Below are 14,480 nucleotides of genomic sequence, written 5' to 3'. Positions count from 1 at the left end.
ATACAGTAATACTGAATAGTGGAGGTCGTTATATGAGTGAAAAGAATTATTTGCCGCTGACTGAGACTGTTTACTATGTGCTTTTATCTTTGTTACATCCAGCTCACGGCTATATCATTATGAAAAATATTGAAAATCTTAGCGGCGGAAGAGTGAAAATGGCCCCCGGAACTCTTTATGGAGCAATCGAAAATGTATTGAAGCATCAATTGATCGAGCCTTATCCAAGTGAAGATCGCCGCAGAAAAACATATATTATCACTGAACTTGGAAGAAATGTGTTAAGGAAGGACATGGAGAGGATGGAGCGGCTGGTTGCCATAACGAGGCAGGAATTACATAAAAAAGGGGAGATTCTGTGAAGAAATACAGATATTTCATGGATATAGACAGAGAGGAGCAATGGCTTAATGAGATGGCAGATAAGGGATGCGAATTAAAAGGGAAAGGGTTGTTATCCTATCATTTTGCAGATGAAGCATCATCTGACAACTCTACCGTTAAAATCGACTATCGCACCTTTACATACCCGGAGGATTTTACTGAGTATCGGACTCTTTTTGAAGACAGCGGATGGAAACATCTGTTCAGTTTACAAGGTCTGCATTATTTTAGAAAAGAGAATGCCCATGCATCAGACGATATTTTTTCTGATACAGAATCCAGGGCTGGACGATATAAACGCCTATTGCAATCGTACTTTATCCTTTCGTTTATATTTTTATCCTTCATATTGACTCTATATACTACCAATGCCTTGACTATTGATTTATTTATCCATCCTCAGCGTTTGTATTATACGCCGGGTCTGTGGGACAAGACCGGGTCTGCATTTATTAGAGCCTTTTTATTTGAAACACCTATTGCACTGATGAGAGGCGGAGCAGGCTGGCTAGTTCTCTTTAGCACTCTTAGCTTCTTTTATTTATTTATGAAAACATATAAAAAGTACAGAAAGTGTCTGTATGATCATTAAATAGTGTGTAATGCCCTGAACGTCTGTCAAGTGAAGCAGGCGTTTTTTATTGTCGGGATATTCAGAAAAACCTTTCCTTTCATTGTCAGAATAGTGTACGATATTCATAGAGTTATCTTAAATCAGGTCATCAGATGACCTGATCATATATTGGGGATGAGAGAGGGGTTCATCATGAAAGTCTCACTTTTTGTCACTTGTCTTGTTGATATGTTTCAAACAAATGTCGGAAAAGCAACGGTTGAGCTGCTGGAGCGGCTTGGGTGTGAGGTTGATTTTCCAGAAGGGCAAATCTGCTGCGGGCAGCCGGCTTACAACAGCGGCTATGTGCATGACGCCAAAAAAGCAATGAAACGGATGATCGAAGCGTTTGAGGATTCGGAATATGTCGTCAGCCCTTCAGGTTCCTGCACGACAATGTTCAGGGAGTACCCGCACTTATTTGCGAATGACCCGAAATGGGCAGACAAAGCGCAAAAGCTTGCCGATAAAACGTATGAACTGACGGATTTTATCGTAAATGTCCTTGGTGTCGAGGATGTCGGCGCGTCCCTTCATACAAAAGCAACCTTACATACGTCGTGCCATATGACAAGGCTTCTTGGGGTTCGGGAGGAGCCGATGAAGCTCCTGAGCCATGTGAAAGGCCTGGAAGTCACAACGCTTCCTGGCAAACATAACTGCTGCGGTTTCGGAGGAACGTTTTCCGTCAAAATGGCGCAGATTTCTGAGCAGATGGTCGATGAAAAAGTCGCATGCATCGAGGAAACGGAAGCAGAGGTGCTGATTGGCGCTGACTGCGGCTGTTTGATGAATATCGGAGGCCGGCTTGACCGAAAAGACAAGAATGTCAAAGTGATGCACATCGCCGAAGTGCTTAACAGCAGATAAAACTGGATACAGAGGGGGAAAGGATCATGGCGATGAAAATCGGTACTGACGCTTTTAAAGAGCGAGTATCACAGGGGATTGATAATGAATTTATGAGAGGTGCTGTTTTAGGGGCGCAGGAGCGTCTGCGGACAAGGCGTCTTGAAGCAGCCGAAGAACTGGGAAACTGGGAAGAGTGGCGCTCGCTATCCGAGGAAATCAGGCAGCATGTTCTTGACAACCTCGATTTCTATCTCGGCCAGCTTGCCGAAAATGTGGCGAAAAGAGGCGGGCATGTCTATTTTGCGAAAACATCAGAAGAGGCGTCTTCTTATATTCGCGATGTCATCCAAAAGAAGAACGGGAAGAAAATCGTCAAATCAAAATCAATGGTGACAGAGGAAATCAATCTGAATGAGGTGCTGGAACAGGAAGGTTGCGAAGTCGTCGAAACCGACCTCGGCGAGTATATTTTGCAGATTGATGACCATGACCCGCCGTCCCATATCGTAGCGCCTGCCCTTCATAAAAATAAAGAGCAAATACGTGATGTATTTAAAGAAAGGCTCGCTTATCAGCATACAGAAAAACCGGAAGAGCTCGTCATGCACGCGCGCGCCATCCTGCGGGAAAAGTTTCTGGAAGCGGATATCGGCATAACTGGCTGTAACTTTGCTATCGCTGACACGGGCTCTGTCAGCCTTGTGACCAATGAAGGAAATGGACGGCTTGTCAGCACTTTGCCAAAAACACAAATTACCGTCATGGGAATGGAGCGGATTGTCCCATCATTTTCTGAATTTGAAGTGCTTGTCAGCATGCTGACAAGGAGTGCGGTCGGGCAGCGGCTGACAAGTTATATTACGGCATTGACAGGTCCAAAGCTGGAAGAGGAAGCGGACGGACCGGAGGAATTCCATCTTGTCATTGTTGACAATGGCCGATCCAATATTCTCGGAACGGAATTCCAGTCTGTGCTGCAATGCATCCGCTGTGCCGCCTGTATCAATGTCTGTCCTGTGTACCGCCATGTCGGAGGACACTCATACGGCTCTATCTATTCGGGACCGATCGGAGCGGTTTTATCGCCCCTGCTCGGCGGTTATGACGATTATAAGGAACTGCCGTACGCGTCTTCATTGTGCGCGGCTTGCTCTGAAGCCTGCCCGGTCAAAATTCCGCTTCATGAGCTGCTTCTGAAGCATCGCCAGAACATTGTCGAAAAAGAAGGCAGAGCACCGATCAGTGAAAAGCTTGCCATGAAAGCGTTCGGACTTGGCACATCCTCCTTGTCGCTATATAAAATGGGCTCAAAATGGGCGCCGGCTGCCATGACGCCTTTTACAGAGGATGAAAAAATTTCGAAAGGGCCCGGCCCGCTCAAAAGCTGGACACAGATCCGCGACTTCCCGGCACCGCACAAATCGCGATTCAGAGACTGGTTTACTGACAGGGAAACAAGTGAACCTACGAAGGAGGAGCAGTGATGACGAAAGGAACCGTTCAGAATCAGGAGAGCTTTTTAAACAGAATCGCATCACGCCTGGGCCGTGAAAGAAGAACAGGAGGTGTGGCAGTCCCTGAGTGGGCGCACCAGCCGCAATATCGAACACTTGAAGGATATTCAGCGGATGATTTAGTCGCAGTTCTCAAAAACCATTGTGTCAAAATCCATACAGAGCTGATTGAAACCGATTCAACCGGCCTTTACGATGCCCTCCGCGAGCAAGTAAGCCGGTTTTCAGGAGGTCCTGTCATCATTCCGAAGGACCCCCGCTTTGAAGAATACGGACTAAAAAGCCTGCTCGCTAAAGACTGGCCGAGCGATGGAACCCCAGTCTGGGAGTGGGATGCCGCCAAAGGCGAAGAAAATATCAAAAAAGCGGAACAAGCTAATGTAGGAATCACATTCAGTGAAGTCACACTGGCAGAGTCGGGGACAGTTGTCCTCTTTTCCTCAAAAGACATTGGACGGTCTGTCAGCCTTCTGCCAACGACCTATATTGCGATTGTCCCGAAATCAAGCATCGTGCCGAGAATGACGCAAGCCAGCGATATCATCCGCCAAAACATTGCGAACGGCGTCACTGTCCCCTCGTGCATCAACTATGTTACCGGACCAAGCAACTCAGCCGACATTGAAATGGACTTGGTTGTCGGGGTGCACGGACCTGTAAAAGCCGCATACATTCTCGTTTCTGACCGTTGATCTCAGAAAACCCGGCAGCATATGCCGGGTTTTTTGCTTGAAAAAACTTTAATTTCTGATATTTTCGCCGATGAGAAGAGTATGGCTTGAAAAAGGAGGAAATGCGATGAAAAAGTGGCTGATCGCAGCGATTTCACTGGCGATTGCGATTGTTCTGTTCATGTATTCAAACGCAGAAGCGAAGGCAGCCGGCATGACATTAGGCTACACGACTGGTGATACGGCCTCGTACAATTCTCTTGCGAAATATCATACATACATGAATTCCATCGCCACAGATACGTTTGCGTTTGAAAAAAACGGACATATCATTGGCGATGCCCCGACTAAGCAGCTGACATATGCGAAGAAGACAAAAATCAAGACATGGGCCGTCATTTCAAACTATAATGATGCCATTTCCGATTTTGACGGAGATTTAGCGAGTCGAGTCATCAGTAATAAAACAGCGAAAAAACGTTTCACAGATCAGCTGATAGCACTGGCCAAAAAGCACTCATACTACGGTATCAATATCGATTTTGAAGCAGTGAATCCAGAAGACAGATCCAAATACTCACGTTTCATTCAAGATGTCTCACAGTCTTTGAAAAAGAAACAGATCAAAGCAATGGTTTCGGTTCCCGCCAAAAGCGCCGATGATCAAAAAGATGGCTGGAGTTGGCCGTATGATTATGCGAAAATCGGTAAATATGCGGATTACGTACAAGTCATGACTTACGACGAACACGGCATTTGGGGCGATCCAGGATCAGTGGCGAGCACAAGCTGGATCAAAAGCTCCCTGCAGTTTTCAGTCAAAAAGATCAAAGCCAATAAAGTCATTATGGGAATTCCCGCATACGGCTATGACTGGGATGTCAAAGACGGAAGCGGCAGCACAGCGAGAGAATGGAATGAACTCAAATCTCTCATCAAAAAGCAGAAAGCAAAGCCGGCATTCCACAAAAAATCAGGTTCGATGACATTTTCCTACGTTGACAAAAAGAAGCATAAACATGTCGTGTGGTATGAAAACGAAAAAACCGTTCAAACGAAAAGCCATCTGGCAAAGCAATATAAAATAGCAGGTGTCTCAGTCTATTCATTAGGAAACGAGTCAGAGTCCTTTTGGAAAGCCATTCAAAAAGGGACAAAATAACAAATTCTTTTTTTCTCTGAAGTTATTGACAGGGAAATGAGAAGCACGTATATTATGTTAATATATTCAGATCTTAAAATTTGATTTTTTCAGAAAACTAAAAACACATAGATTGGGAGCAGTAAAAGAAAGTGATCAGAACAGAGAACTGCGGGATGGTGCGACGCAGCCTGGTCCTTCTTTGAACTCGCCCGGGAGTGGTAGGACGTAACGGAATAGATTGAATATTCCCCATGTTTTAACGACTAGCCTTCGTTACAGGTCAAAAGCTGGATTCTTCATGAAGAATCAATAAGAGTGGTACCGCGGTCAGCCAAAGGCTCGTCGTCTCTTTATCTATTAGATTAGATAGAGACGGCGGGCCTTTTTTGTTTTTGAAAAACGAAAAGGAGAGGTAAAAGAGGATGAAAAAGAACGATCAAACGTTAAAACGCACGATGACGTCCCGCCATATTATGATGATGGCGCTGGGCGGAGCAATCGGCGCAGGGTTATTTAAAGGGAGCAGCTCAGCAATCGATGTGGCAGGACCATCTGTCATAATCGCTTACCTGCTCGGCGGCATTATTTTGCTGTTTATTATGCAGGGGCTCGCGGAAATGGCTGTGCGCAACCGTAACGCCAGAACCTTTCGGGATCTTGTCCAGCAGGTATTAGGAAATTACGCTGCTTATTTCTTGGATTGGATATATTGGAAAATGTGGGTTCTTAACATTGCGGCTGAGGCTGTTGTCGCTGCGATTTTTATTCAATATTGGCTGCCTGGCTGCCCGATTTGGATGCTGGCATTGGGAATTTCTCTCGTCGTCACAATTGTGAATTTGCTTTCTGTGAAATTTTTCGCCGAAACTGAATATTGGCTGGCAATGATCAAGATTACCGTTATTATTATCTTCATTATTTTAGGATTATTGCTCTTATTTGTGTCATTCGGCGATCATACTGCTGTTGGGTTCTCAAACCTGACAGAACACGGCGGATTTTTCCCGAACGGCGGCACAGGGCTGATTACGGCGATGCTTGTCGTAATCTACTCATATGGCGGTACAGAAATTATCGGTGTAACGCTTGCTGAAACAAAGAATCCGGAAAAGGTTGTTCCGAAAGCTGTCCGCAGCACACTGACACGGATTGTCGCGTTCTACCTGCTGCCGTTTTTTATCATCGTCAGCCTGATTCCATGGAATCAAGTCAATTCCGTTCCGGAAAGTCCTTTTGTCATGGTCTTTAAAATGGTTGGCATTCCGGGTGCGGATCATATCATGAACGCAGTCATTCTGCTGGCGATCATTTCATCGATGAACTCAGGTTTATACGGATCATCACGCATTTTATTTACACAGGCAAGCGATGGAAGGCTTCCGAAGATCTTTTCGAAGCTTTCATCGAAAAACGTACCAATGTTGGCGATTCTGATGTGTACTTCTTTTCTCTATATTGGCGTATTGATTTCTCTGTTCGCAGGAAGCGAAACATTTGACTACTTAATGGGGTCATTAGGGTATACCGTTTTATTCATTTGGCTGATCATCGGATTCGCTCATTTGAAATCGAGAAAAGATCAAACAGAAACACCAGCCTATTATGTGAAATGGTTCCCATACACGACATGGTTTGCGGTACTTGCATTACTTGCTATTCTAATCGGGGTCACCATGACAACGTCAATAGTTATTACGCTTATCACCGCGGCGATCTACCTTTTGATTACAGTTGCTTATTTGGTCAAAGGACGCAAATATTAGTAAATTAGAACCCCTCTTGTTACATCTGACAAGAGGGGTTTTTATGATTGTGCGGCCTTCACCTTTACATCGATCGCCGCGGCTTATTGCGCTTTGCAGCCGTTCAGCCATTACGTGAAAGATCTCGATCATGAACCGATGATCGTCTGTGACGGCTGCAATAGATTACCTTTTCACGACATGTTCAGGCAGGCTGGCGCTGCGCTACATTGAACACGCTTTCTAAGTCTATAAATGAAGACCTCGATCAGTATGATCAGAGAAGGGCTTGGTATGGCGATTTTATCAGAAATGTCCATGTCGGGCATGCCGCTGCCGGAGCATGTGGTCACTCGGGTTCTGGACCCGCAGGTATACCGTGATGTGCAGCTTGCTGTTCCGTCGCTGAAGGAAGCTTCTCTAGCGGCTAAGCTCTTTATCGAGGTGGCGCAGGGCTGTTATTTGAGGGAAAATAAGAATGCTAATAAAGGAGCTCATTTTTTGAGCTCCTTTGCTAATAGATATATATCTTAATTATTATCGGTTTATTTTAAAAGTATTGGTAGTATTTGTTGATTTAGAACCTTTAAAGGTAGCTTTAACACGATAATAGCCTGTTTTACAACCTTTTAGAGAAAATGATTTAGTTACCCGGTACATAAAAGAAAAAGTCGTTTTTTTGCATGTATTCCATTTACTTCCGGACTTTCGTTGTAAGTAGAGGTTTCCTTTAAATGTACTAGCTCCTGGATACGGTGATGCAAGAGTAAAATCAACGGTTGTTGCTTTTTTAGTGTAGTAGGATGCATCAGTAAATCCATTTACATTTAAGTAGCGTTGATTACCAGACCAAAAATCAGCTGCTAAGGCTTTATTAGTGTTGCCGCCTAAAATTAAAGTTGCTAATAAGATTGTGGTGAACCCTGTCAGTAAGATTTTTTTTAACATAGAAACTTCCTTCCTTTTATAACATTACTTATATTAACAATTTTAACATTTGTTTATCAAGAATGGTTATATTAATTTAGGGAATTTCACTTATGTTAAAAGGGCATTCGGGATTTTGCCCTAGTATTTATAAAAACTAAACTATATATCTTATATTTATAATAATTTTTTATGTTAGTTGGAAATTGTTCGAATTCCATCGAATCAAATTCTTTTATTCCCGAATGCAGGTATGTTATGGTGTGAGAGAAGTCCTTTCAATCATACTTGACAGCTTGAGGCTGTTTACTGATAACACATTTGCAAAGGAGAACAATATGTCTAACAACCAACGCAAAGATACCTTGCTTTCTGTCTTAAATTTATCTCCGGTTGTTCAGGGAGGAACGATCGCGGAATCATTCCGAAACAGCATGGATTTGGCGCGCCGTGCCGAGGAATGGGGCTATCACCGCTACTGGCTTGCTGAGCATCATAATATAGAAGGTGTCGCAAGCTCTGCCACTGCAGTTCTGATTGGCCACATTGCCGGCGGCACAAAAAAAATCCGCGTCGGCTCCGGCGGCATTATGCTTCCAAACCACTCTTCTCTAGTGATTGCTGAACAATTCGGCACACTGGAAACGCTGTATCCCGGACGAATTGATCTGGGGCTCGGCCGCGCGCCGGGAACGGACCAATTGACAGCAAGAGCGCTCCGCAGAAACATTAACAGCGGTGAAGATTTTCCGGAACAATTAGAGGAACTGCGCAATTATTTTAAACCATCGGGGAATGTACGCAATCAAGTCCGCGCCATTCCGGGGGAAGGCATAGATGTGCCGATTTGGTTGCTGGGTTCCAGCGGCTTCAGTGCCCGTCTGGCGGGCGAACTAGGCCTTCCATTTGCATTCGCGGCTCATTTCTCGCCGGCAAATACGGTTCCCGCTTTAGAGCTGTACCGCAATTCATTTAAGCCTTCAGGAGTGCTTGACGAACCGTATGCAATGGTCGGCGTCACCATCATCGCAGCAGACACTAACGAGAAAGCGCAGCACCTTGCAACTTCGCACTATCAAAGATTTCTTGATCTTGTCCGCGGCACGCCGAATCAGCTTAAGCCGCCTGTTGAGGATATGGATCAAATCTGGAGCCCATATGAAAAAGCGATGGTCAACGAGCAGCTGAGCTCTACGATTGTCGGCGGTCCGGAAGAAGTGAAAGCGAAGCTCGAAGACTTTGTTAAAACGACACAGGCTGATGAAATCATGGTTAACTCCGAAACCTATGAACACGCAGACAGAATGCGTTCGTTTGAAATTGTCGCGGACGTGTGGAACAACAGATAACAACTATAAAAAAAGCAATGCAGCGGGGAGACCCATGCATTGCTTTTTTTATTTTCGTTTTCGTGCGGACTGACGGATGATCAACTCAGGCTCAAATATAACATCCTCTTGCTTCGGCTTTTTATGTTCTAAGCAGTCAATGACATATTTGGCAGCTGATTCACCAAGTGCGGATTTCGGATGCTTGACCGAGGTTAATTTTACTTCGGAGATTTGGGCAAAATGCGAATCGTCATACCCGACGATAGACATATCCTCCGGCACCTTGATATCCATCTCCCGCAGCACATCAATTACCTTCAATGCAATTTCATCGTTATAACATAAAATGGCTGTCGGCATAGCTTTGTTGTTTTCCTCCAGTATGGCCTTTACTTTCTCAAGCAGCTTCGAATCTTTTTCCTCGGTCGTAAATGTCACGATCATATCTGGAGAAGGAAATAAATCATGCTCCCGGTGAGTTTGGATAAATCCATTCATCCGCTTCACGCCTTGTGTATCATCAGCTTTGAAAATACCCATGATGTGCGTGTGGCCGAGAGAAAGCAAGTGCTCCGCCGCCATCATGCCGCCCTTCACATCATCCAAGATAAAGCTCGGTGCGGCAAGCTCAGCATATGACGCGTTAATCATCGCAAAAGGAATGCCGTTTTTCTCCAAATTCAAATAGTAGCCAATATTTGGGGTTTGCAGGGCGCTTTTTGTCGGTTCTACGATCAGCCCGTCAATTTGCTGGGACAGAAGGGTTTCTAATCCTCTTCTTTCATTGTCCGGGTTGTTGTTTGTACTGGTCAGCAGCATGGAATATCCATGCTCGCTTAAATAGGATTCAATTCCTCTAATGATGCTCGGAAAAATATAGTCTGATATGTAGGTTGTCAGAACACCGATCGTTTTATTGGAATGCAGCGCTGACTTAGCAGAACGTGAAGCGACAAAAGTTCCGCCGCCTTGTACGCTGTACAGCAGGCCTTGTGATACGAGGTCTCCGATCGCTTTGCGAATGGTATGCCGGCTGACGCCGAATTGCTGCATTAATTCATTTTCGGTAGGTATCTTTTGCTCGGGCAGTATTTTGCCTTGATTAATCCATGAACTGATTTCTTCTTTTACTTGAGCGTATTTAGGTAACATATCCATTCCTCCAAAATGTATACGGACAAATTCCAGTATAGCATAGCGACTTTTGCGAGAAAACATTGACAGAAAATGCAAACAGCTTTATTCTATATTTGTACGTACTAATCAAATGTAATTTTCGTTAAATTTTTATATAAGTACGTACAATTATATCGTTAAATGTAAACGCTTTATTAAACATTCGGGAGGGCAGGGATATGAAGAATACTCCAACTCAATTAGAACCAAATGCTCCTGTAACAAGAAGCCATTCAATGGGATTTGTCATTTTGATCTCATGTGCGGCGGGACTTGGCGGTTTATTGTATGGCTATGACACGGCAGTCATTTCAGGGGCGATCGGCTTTCTGAAGGATTTATACAGGCTGAGTCCATTTATGGAAGGCCTTGTGATTTCGAGCATTATGATCGGAGGGGTGGCTGGCGTCGGGATCTCCGGATTTTTAAGTGACAAGTTCGGTCGGAGAAAAATTTTAATGACAGCCGCTTTGTTATTTGCGATATCAGCCATCGTTTCAGCGCTATCTCAAGATGTGTCTACCTTAATAATTGCAAGGATTGTCGGAGGTCTCGGAATTGGGATGGGCTCTTCACTTTCTGTTACGTATATTACGGAAGCCGCACCGCCTGCCATCCGCGGAAGCCTTTCTTCCTTATATCAGCTCTTCACGATATTAGGTATTTCAGCAACGTACTTTATTAATCTCGCAGTGCAGCGATCCGGAACATATGAATGGGGCGTGCATACCGGCTGGAGATGGATGCTCGCTTATGGAATGGTGCCCGCTGTAATCTTTTTCCTCGTATTGCTCGTCGTGCCGGAGAGTCCGAGGTGGCTGGCGAAAGCGGGCAAAACAAAAGAAGCGCTAAAAATACTGACGCGCATTAATGGAGAAACTGTCGCAAAAGCAGAATTAAAGAATATTGAGAACTCTTTAAAAATAGAACAAATGGGGTCGCTCTCCCAGCTTTTTAAACCAGGTCTCAGAAAGGCGCTTATCATTGGAATTCTGCTGGCGCTGTTTAACCAAGTCATCGGCATGAACGCAATTACTTACTATGGGCCGGAAATTTTCAAAATGATGGGATTCGGACAAAATGCCGGATTTGTGACAACCTGTATCGTTGGGGTTGTAGAAGTTATTTTTACAGTTATTGCAGTGTTGTTGATTGATAAAGTCGGACGAAAAAAACTGATGTCCATCGGATCAGCGTTTATGGCTGTTTTTATGATCTTAATTGGGACCTCGTTCTACTTTCAGTTAACAAGCGGACTTGTGCTGATCTTCTTTATTTTAGGTTTTGTGGCAGCATTTTGTGTGTCTGTAGGCCCGATTACATGGATTATGATTTCTGAAATCTTCCCGAATCACCTGCGTGCGCGGGCTGCCGGCATTGCGACCATCTTTTTATGGGGAGCAAACTGGGCGATCGGACAGTTTGTGCCCATGATGATCGACTCATTCGGACTCGCCTATACATTTTGGATTTTTGCAGTGATTAATATACTTTGTTTCTTGTTTGTTGTTACGATCTGTCCGGAAACAAAGAACAAATCACTTGAAGAGATTGAGAAGCTTTGGATTAAATGAAAGCGCTTTAAGTGAATGAACCCTTTCGATCGAAAGGGTTGCTTTTATTGGAGGCACCTTTTGGCGATTTCTGTATAAGATAAAGATATGCAGGGGAAAATAGTGCTGGATAAATGCTGCGGCATGAAAACTCTGTGAATATTGTCGATGAATTGGCTTTAACAGTTGAATAAATAATTCCAGCCTGTTAAAATAATTAAAGAAAGCAGAAATAATTTTTTTTGGCTATGATGGGACGTTTTTTGTCATAGCGGGACATATAATGTCCAGCAAAAAAAGGAAGGAACGTTTGAGTCATGAACCAGTTAATACAAGCTCAAAAAAAATTATTGCCTGATCTTCTGCTTGTTATGCAAAAGAGGTTTGAAATCTTACAGTATATCAGGCTGACAGAACCCATCGGGCGAAGAAGCCTGTCTGCCAGTCTCGGAATCAGCGAACGAGTGCTGAGAAGTGAGGTCCTGTTTTTAAAGGAACAGAATCTAATCGATATCAAAACAAACGGCATGACATTGACAGAAGAGGGTTACGAACTGCTTTCCATTTTAGAAGACACGATGAAAGATGTTTTAGGTTTGACTCTTTTGGAAAAGACATTAAAAGAACGCTTAAACCTAAAGGATGCTATTATTGTGTCTGGAGACAGCGACCAATCCCCATGGGTTAAAAAAGAAATGGGAAGAGCGGCTGTCGCATGTATGAAAAAAAGGTTTTCAGGGAAAAATATCGTCGCTGTAACTGGCGGTACGACAATTGAGGCTGTCGCCGAAATGATGACGCCGGATTCTAAAAACCGCGGACTTGTGTTTGTGCCTGCAAGAGGCGGTTTAGGCGAAGACGTGAAAAACCAGGCGAACACCATATGCGCACATATGGCGGAAAAGGCTTCAGGCACTTATCGGCTTTTGTTTGTTCCAGGACAGCTGTCACAAGGCGCCTATTCATCTATTATTGAAGAACCTTCTGTCAAAGAGGTGCTGAACACCATTAAATCAGCGAGTATGCTGGTTCATGGAATCGGTGAAGCTAAAACGATGGCTGAACGGAGAAACACACCTTTAGAAGACTTAAAGAAAATAGATGACAACGACGCGGTGACAGAAGCGTTTGGCTACTATTTTAACGCGGACGGCGAAGTGGTCCACAAAGTGCATTCTGTCGGAATGCAGCTGGATGATATAGACGCCATTCCCGATATTATTGCGGTAGCGGGCGGAGCATCAAAAGCCGAGGCGATCGAGGCTTACTTTAAAAAGCCCCGCAACACGGTTCTCGTCACAGACGAAGGAGCCGCAAAGAAGTTATTAAGGGATGAATAATCCCTCAATATAAATATCTCTCACTTATTTAAAGGAGGAAATAATCATGGCAGTAAAAGTCGGTATTAACGGTTTTGGTCGTATTGGACGTAACGTATTCCGCGCAGCATTAAACAATCCTGAAGTTGAGGTAGTAGCGGTTAATGATTTAACAGATGCTAACATGCTTGCTCACCTTTTACAATATGATTCCGTACACGGAAAATTAGACGCTGAAGTTTCAGTTGACGGTAACAACCTTGTTGTTAACGGAAAAACAATTGAAGTTTCTGCAGAACGCGATCCTGCTAAACTTAGCTGGGGCAAACAAGGCGTTGAAATCGTAGTTGAATCTACTGGTTTCTTCACAAAACGCGCAGACGCTGCGAAACACTTAGAAGCTGGCGCGAAAAAAGTAATCATCTCTGCTCCTGCTAACGAAGAAGATATCACAATCGTTATGGGTGTTAACGAAGATAAATACGATGCAGCTAACCACGATGTTATCTCTAACGCATCTTGCACAACAAACTGCCTTGCGCCGTTTGCGAAAGTACTTAACGACAAATTCGGCATCAAACGCGGTATGATGACAACTGTTCACTCTTACACAAATGATCAGCAAATCCTTGATCTTCCGCACAAAGACTACCGTCGTGCGCGTGCAGCAGCTGAAAACATCATCCCAACATCAACTGGTGCTGCTAAAGCAGTTTCTCTAGTTCTTCCTGAACTAAAAGGCAAACTAAACGGTGGAGCAATGCGTGTTCCAACTCCAAACGTTTCTCTAGTTGACTTGGTTGCTGAACTGAACAAAGAAGTAACAGTTGAAGAAGTAAACGCAGCTCTTAAAGAAGCAGCTGAAGGCGATCTTAAAGGAGTTCTTGGCTACAGCGAAGAGCCATTAGTTTCTGGCGACTACAACGGAAACAAAAACTCTTCTACAATCGATGCTCTTTCTACAATGGTTATGGAAGGCAGCATGGTAAAAGTAATCTCTTGGTACGATAACGAAAGCGGCTACTCTAACCGCGTTGTTGACCTTGCAGCTTACATTGCAAAAAAAGGTCTTTAATTTATAGCTGAAAAAAAGGACCAAACTTGGTTCTTTTGAATAGAAGCGCTATAATGAAAGCGGACAAGGGAAGGGGACGGACTCCCTTTCCCTTTTTCCATGAAGACCGGCTTTCAGAAAACGTTCTGTGATAGAGAAACGGCCGCTTTTTCAGCAGCTTTGCCGGTGCTTTCGACGAA

Annotated in this window: 13 protein-coding genes, 1 pseudogene and 1 other annotated feature; of the genes and pseudogenes, 12 read left to right on the top strand and 2 right to left on the bottom strand. The window is 44.2% G+C overall.

Annotated features, from left to right (window positions below):
* Positions 1-32 precede the first annotated feature (32 nt).
* The 8 genes and pseudogenes from BTW01_RS14215 to BTW01_RS14180 form a co-directional block, all read left to right on the top strand.
* Positions 33-362 carry a PadR family transcriptional regulator gene (locus tag BTW01_RS14215; RefSeq protein WP_162103600.1) on the top strand — a complete coding sequence of 110 codons (330 nt, stop codon included), beginning with the start codon at positions 33-35 and terminating at the stop codon, positions 360-362.
* Positions 359-976 carry a DUF2812 domain-containing protein gene (locus BTW01_RS14210; RefSeq protein WP_162103599.1) on the top strand — a complete coding sequence of 206 codons (618 nt, stop codon included), beginning with the start codon at positions 359-361 and terminating at the stop codon, positions 974-976. Before BTW01_RS14215 ends, BTW01_RS14210 begins: the two co-directional genes overlap by 4 nt.
* Positions 977-1,150: 174 nt before the next feature.
* Positions 1,151-1,867, top strand: a complete 717-nt coding sequence (gene lutA / locus BTW01_RS14205; RefSeq protein WP_162103598.1) for a lactate utilization iron-sulfur protein LutA — start codon at positions 1,151-1,153, stop codon at positions 1,865-1,867.
* 26 nt (positions 1,868-1,893) lie between these two features.
* Positions 1,894-3,333 (top strand): lactate utilization iron-sulfur protein LutB, encoded by a 1,440-nt coding sequence (gene lutB, locus BTW01_RS14200; protein WP_162103597.1) that lies wholly within the window; start codon positions 1,894-1,896, stop codon positions 3,331-3,333.
* Positions 3,333-4,055 (top strand): lactate utilization protein LutC, encoded by a 723-nt coding sequence (gene lutC / locus BTW01_RS14195; RefSeq protein ID WP_162103596.1) that lies wholly within the window; start codon positions 3,333-3,335, stop codon positions 4,053-4,055. Before lutB ends, lutC begins: the two co-directional genes overlap by 1 nt.
* Positions 4,056-4,161: 106 nt before the next feature.
* Entirely contained in the window at positions 4,162-5,196 is a 1,035-nt protein-coding gene (locus BTW01_RS14190) for a glycosyl hydrolase family 18 protein (protein ID WP_162103595.1), read from the top strand.
* A gap of 99 nt (positions 5,197-5,295) precedes the next feature.
* Positions 5,296-5,531, top strand: a binding site (T-box leader).
* Positions 5,532-5,600: 69 nt separating this feature from the next.
* Positions 5,601-6,941: an amino acid permease gene (locus BTW01_RS14185; RefSeq protein WP_162103594.1), complete on the top strand. Its 1,341-nt coding sequence runs from the start codon at positions 5,601-5,603 to the stop codon at positions 6,939-6,941.
* 91 nt (positions 6,942-7,032) lie between these two features.
* A pseudogene (locus BTW01_RS14180) lies at positions 7,033-7,373 on the top strand (LysR family transcriptional regulator substrate-binding protein); the annotation flags it as partial.
* Positions 7,374-7,457: 84 nt separating this feature from the next.
* Here the strand turns inward: BTW01_RS14180 and BTW01_RS14175 are convergent.
* Positions 7,458-7,868: a hypothetical protein gene (locus BTW01_RS14175; protein WP_162103593.1), complete on the bottom strand. Its 411-nt coding sequence runs from the start codon at positions 7,866-7,868 to the stop codon at positions 7,458-7,460.
* Between the two features lie 317 nt (positions 7,869-8,185).
* Here BTW01_RS14175 and BTW01_RS14170 point away from each other — a divergent pair, with 317 nt between their 5' ends.
* Positions 8,186-9,196: an LLM class flavin-dependent oxidoreductase gene (locus BTW01_RS14170; protein ID WP_162103592.1), complete on the top strand. Its 1,011-nt coding sequence runs from the start codon at positions 8,186-8,188 to the stop codon at positions 9,194-9,196.
* A 48-nt stretch (positions 9,197-9,244) separates the two neighbouring features.
* On the opposite strand, the gene araR is transcribed toward BTW01_RS14170, so the two are convergent.
* Positions 9,245-10,330, bottom strand: coding sequence for an arabinose utilization transcriptional regulator AraR (gene araR / locus BTW01_RS14165; RefSeq protein ID WP_162103591.1), 1,086 nt, complete (start codon positions 10,328-10,330; stop codon positions 9,245-9,247).
* Positions 10,331-10,533: 203 nt separating this feature from the next.
* Between araR and araE the strand changes: the two genes are divergently transcribed.
* The 3 genes from araE (at position 10,534) to gap (ending at position 14,301) form a co-directional block, all read left to right on the top strand.
* On the top strand, positions 10,534-11,928 hold the full coding sequence (gene araE, locus BTW01_RS14160) for an arabinose-proton symporter AraE (RefSeq protein ID WP_162103590.1): 1,395 nt from the start codon (positions 10,534-10,536) through the stop codon (positions 11,926-11,928).
* A gap of 296 nt (positions 11,929-12,224) precedes the next feature.
* Entirely contained in the window at positions 12,225-13,247 is a 1,023-nt protein-coding gene (gene cggR, locus BTW01_RS14155) for a gapA transcriptional regulator CggR (protein WP_162103589.1), read from the top strand.
* 46 nt (positions 13,248-13,293) lie between these two features.
* Positions 13,294-14,301: a type I glyceraldehyde-3-phosphate dehydrogenase gene (gap, locus tag BTW01_RS14150; RefSeq protein WP_162103588.1), complete on the top strand. Its 1,008-nt coding sequence runs from the start codon at positions 13,294-13,296 to the stop codon at positions 14,299-14,301.
* Positions 14,302-14,480: the final 179 nt, after the last annotated feature.

Source organism: Bacillus sp. SKDU12 (genome assembly GCF_010093085.1).
GTDB classification, from domain to species: domain Bacteria; phylum Bacillota; class Bacilli; order Bacillales; family Bacillaceae; genus Bacillus; species Bacillus mexicanus.
This window is presented reverse-complemented; position numbering and strand designations above follow the sequence as displayed.

What these genes read in the sequence shown, in the direction of transcription:
- araE (WP_162103590.1), top strand. Translation starts at nt 10,534, where the DNA reads ATGAAGAATACTCCAACTCAATTAGAACCAAATGCTCCTGTAACAAGA.
- gap (WP_162103588.1), top strand. Translation starts at nt 13,294, where the DNA reads ATGGCAGTAAAAGTCGGTATTAACGGTTTTGGTCGTATTGGACGTAAC.
- BTW01_RS14215 (WP_162103600.1), top strand. Translation starts at nt 33, where the DNA reads ATGAGTGAAAAGAATTATTTGCCGCTGACTGAGACTGTTTACTATGTG.
- BTW01_RS14185 (WP_162103594.1), top strand. Translation starts at nt 5,601, where the DNA reads ATGAAAAAGAACGATCAAACGTTAAAACGCACGATGACGTCCCGCCAT.
- lutB (WP_162103597.1), top strand. Translation starts at nt 1,894, where the DNA reads ATGGCGATGAAAATCGGTACTGACGCTTTTAAAGAGCGAGTATCACAG.
- araR (WP_162103591.1), bottom strand. Translation starts at nt 10,330, where the DNA reads ATGTTACCTAAATACGCTCAAGTAAAAGAAGAAATCAGTTCATGGATT.
- lutA (WP_162103598.1), top strand. Translation starts at nt 1,151, where the DNA reads ATGAAAGTCTCACTTTTTGTCACTTGTCTTGTTGATATGTTTCAAACA.
- lutC (WP_162103596.1), top strand. Translation starts at nt 3,333, where the DNA reads ATGACGAAAGGAACCGTTCAGAATCAGGAGAGCTTTTTAAACAGAATC.
- BTW01_RS14170 (WP_162103592.1), top strand. Translation starts at nt 8,186, where the DNA reads ATGTCTAACAACCAACGCAAAGATACCTTGCTTTCTGTCTTAAATTTA.
- BTW01_RS14190 (WP_162103595.1), top strand. Translation starts at nt 4,162, where the DNA reads ATGAAAAAGTGGCTGATCGCAGCGATTTCACTGGCGATTGCGATTGTT.
- BTW01_RS14175 (WP_162103593.1), bottom strand. Translation starts at nt 7,868, where the DNA reads ATGTTAAAAAAAATCTTACTGACAGGGTTCACCACAATCTTATTAGCA.
- cggR (WP_162103589.1), top strand. Translation starts at nt 12,225, where the DNA reads ATGAACCAGTTAATACAAGCTCAAAAAAAATTATTGCCTGATCTTCTG.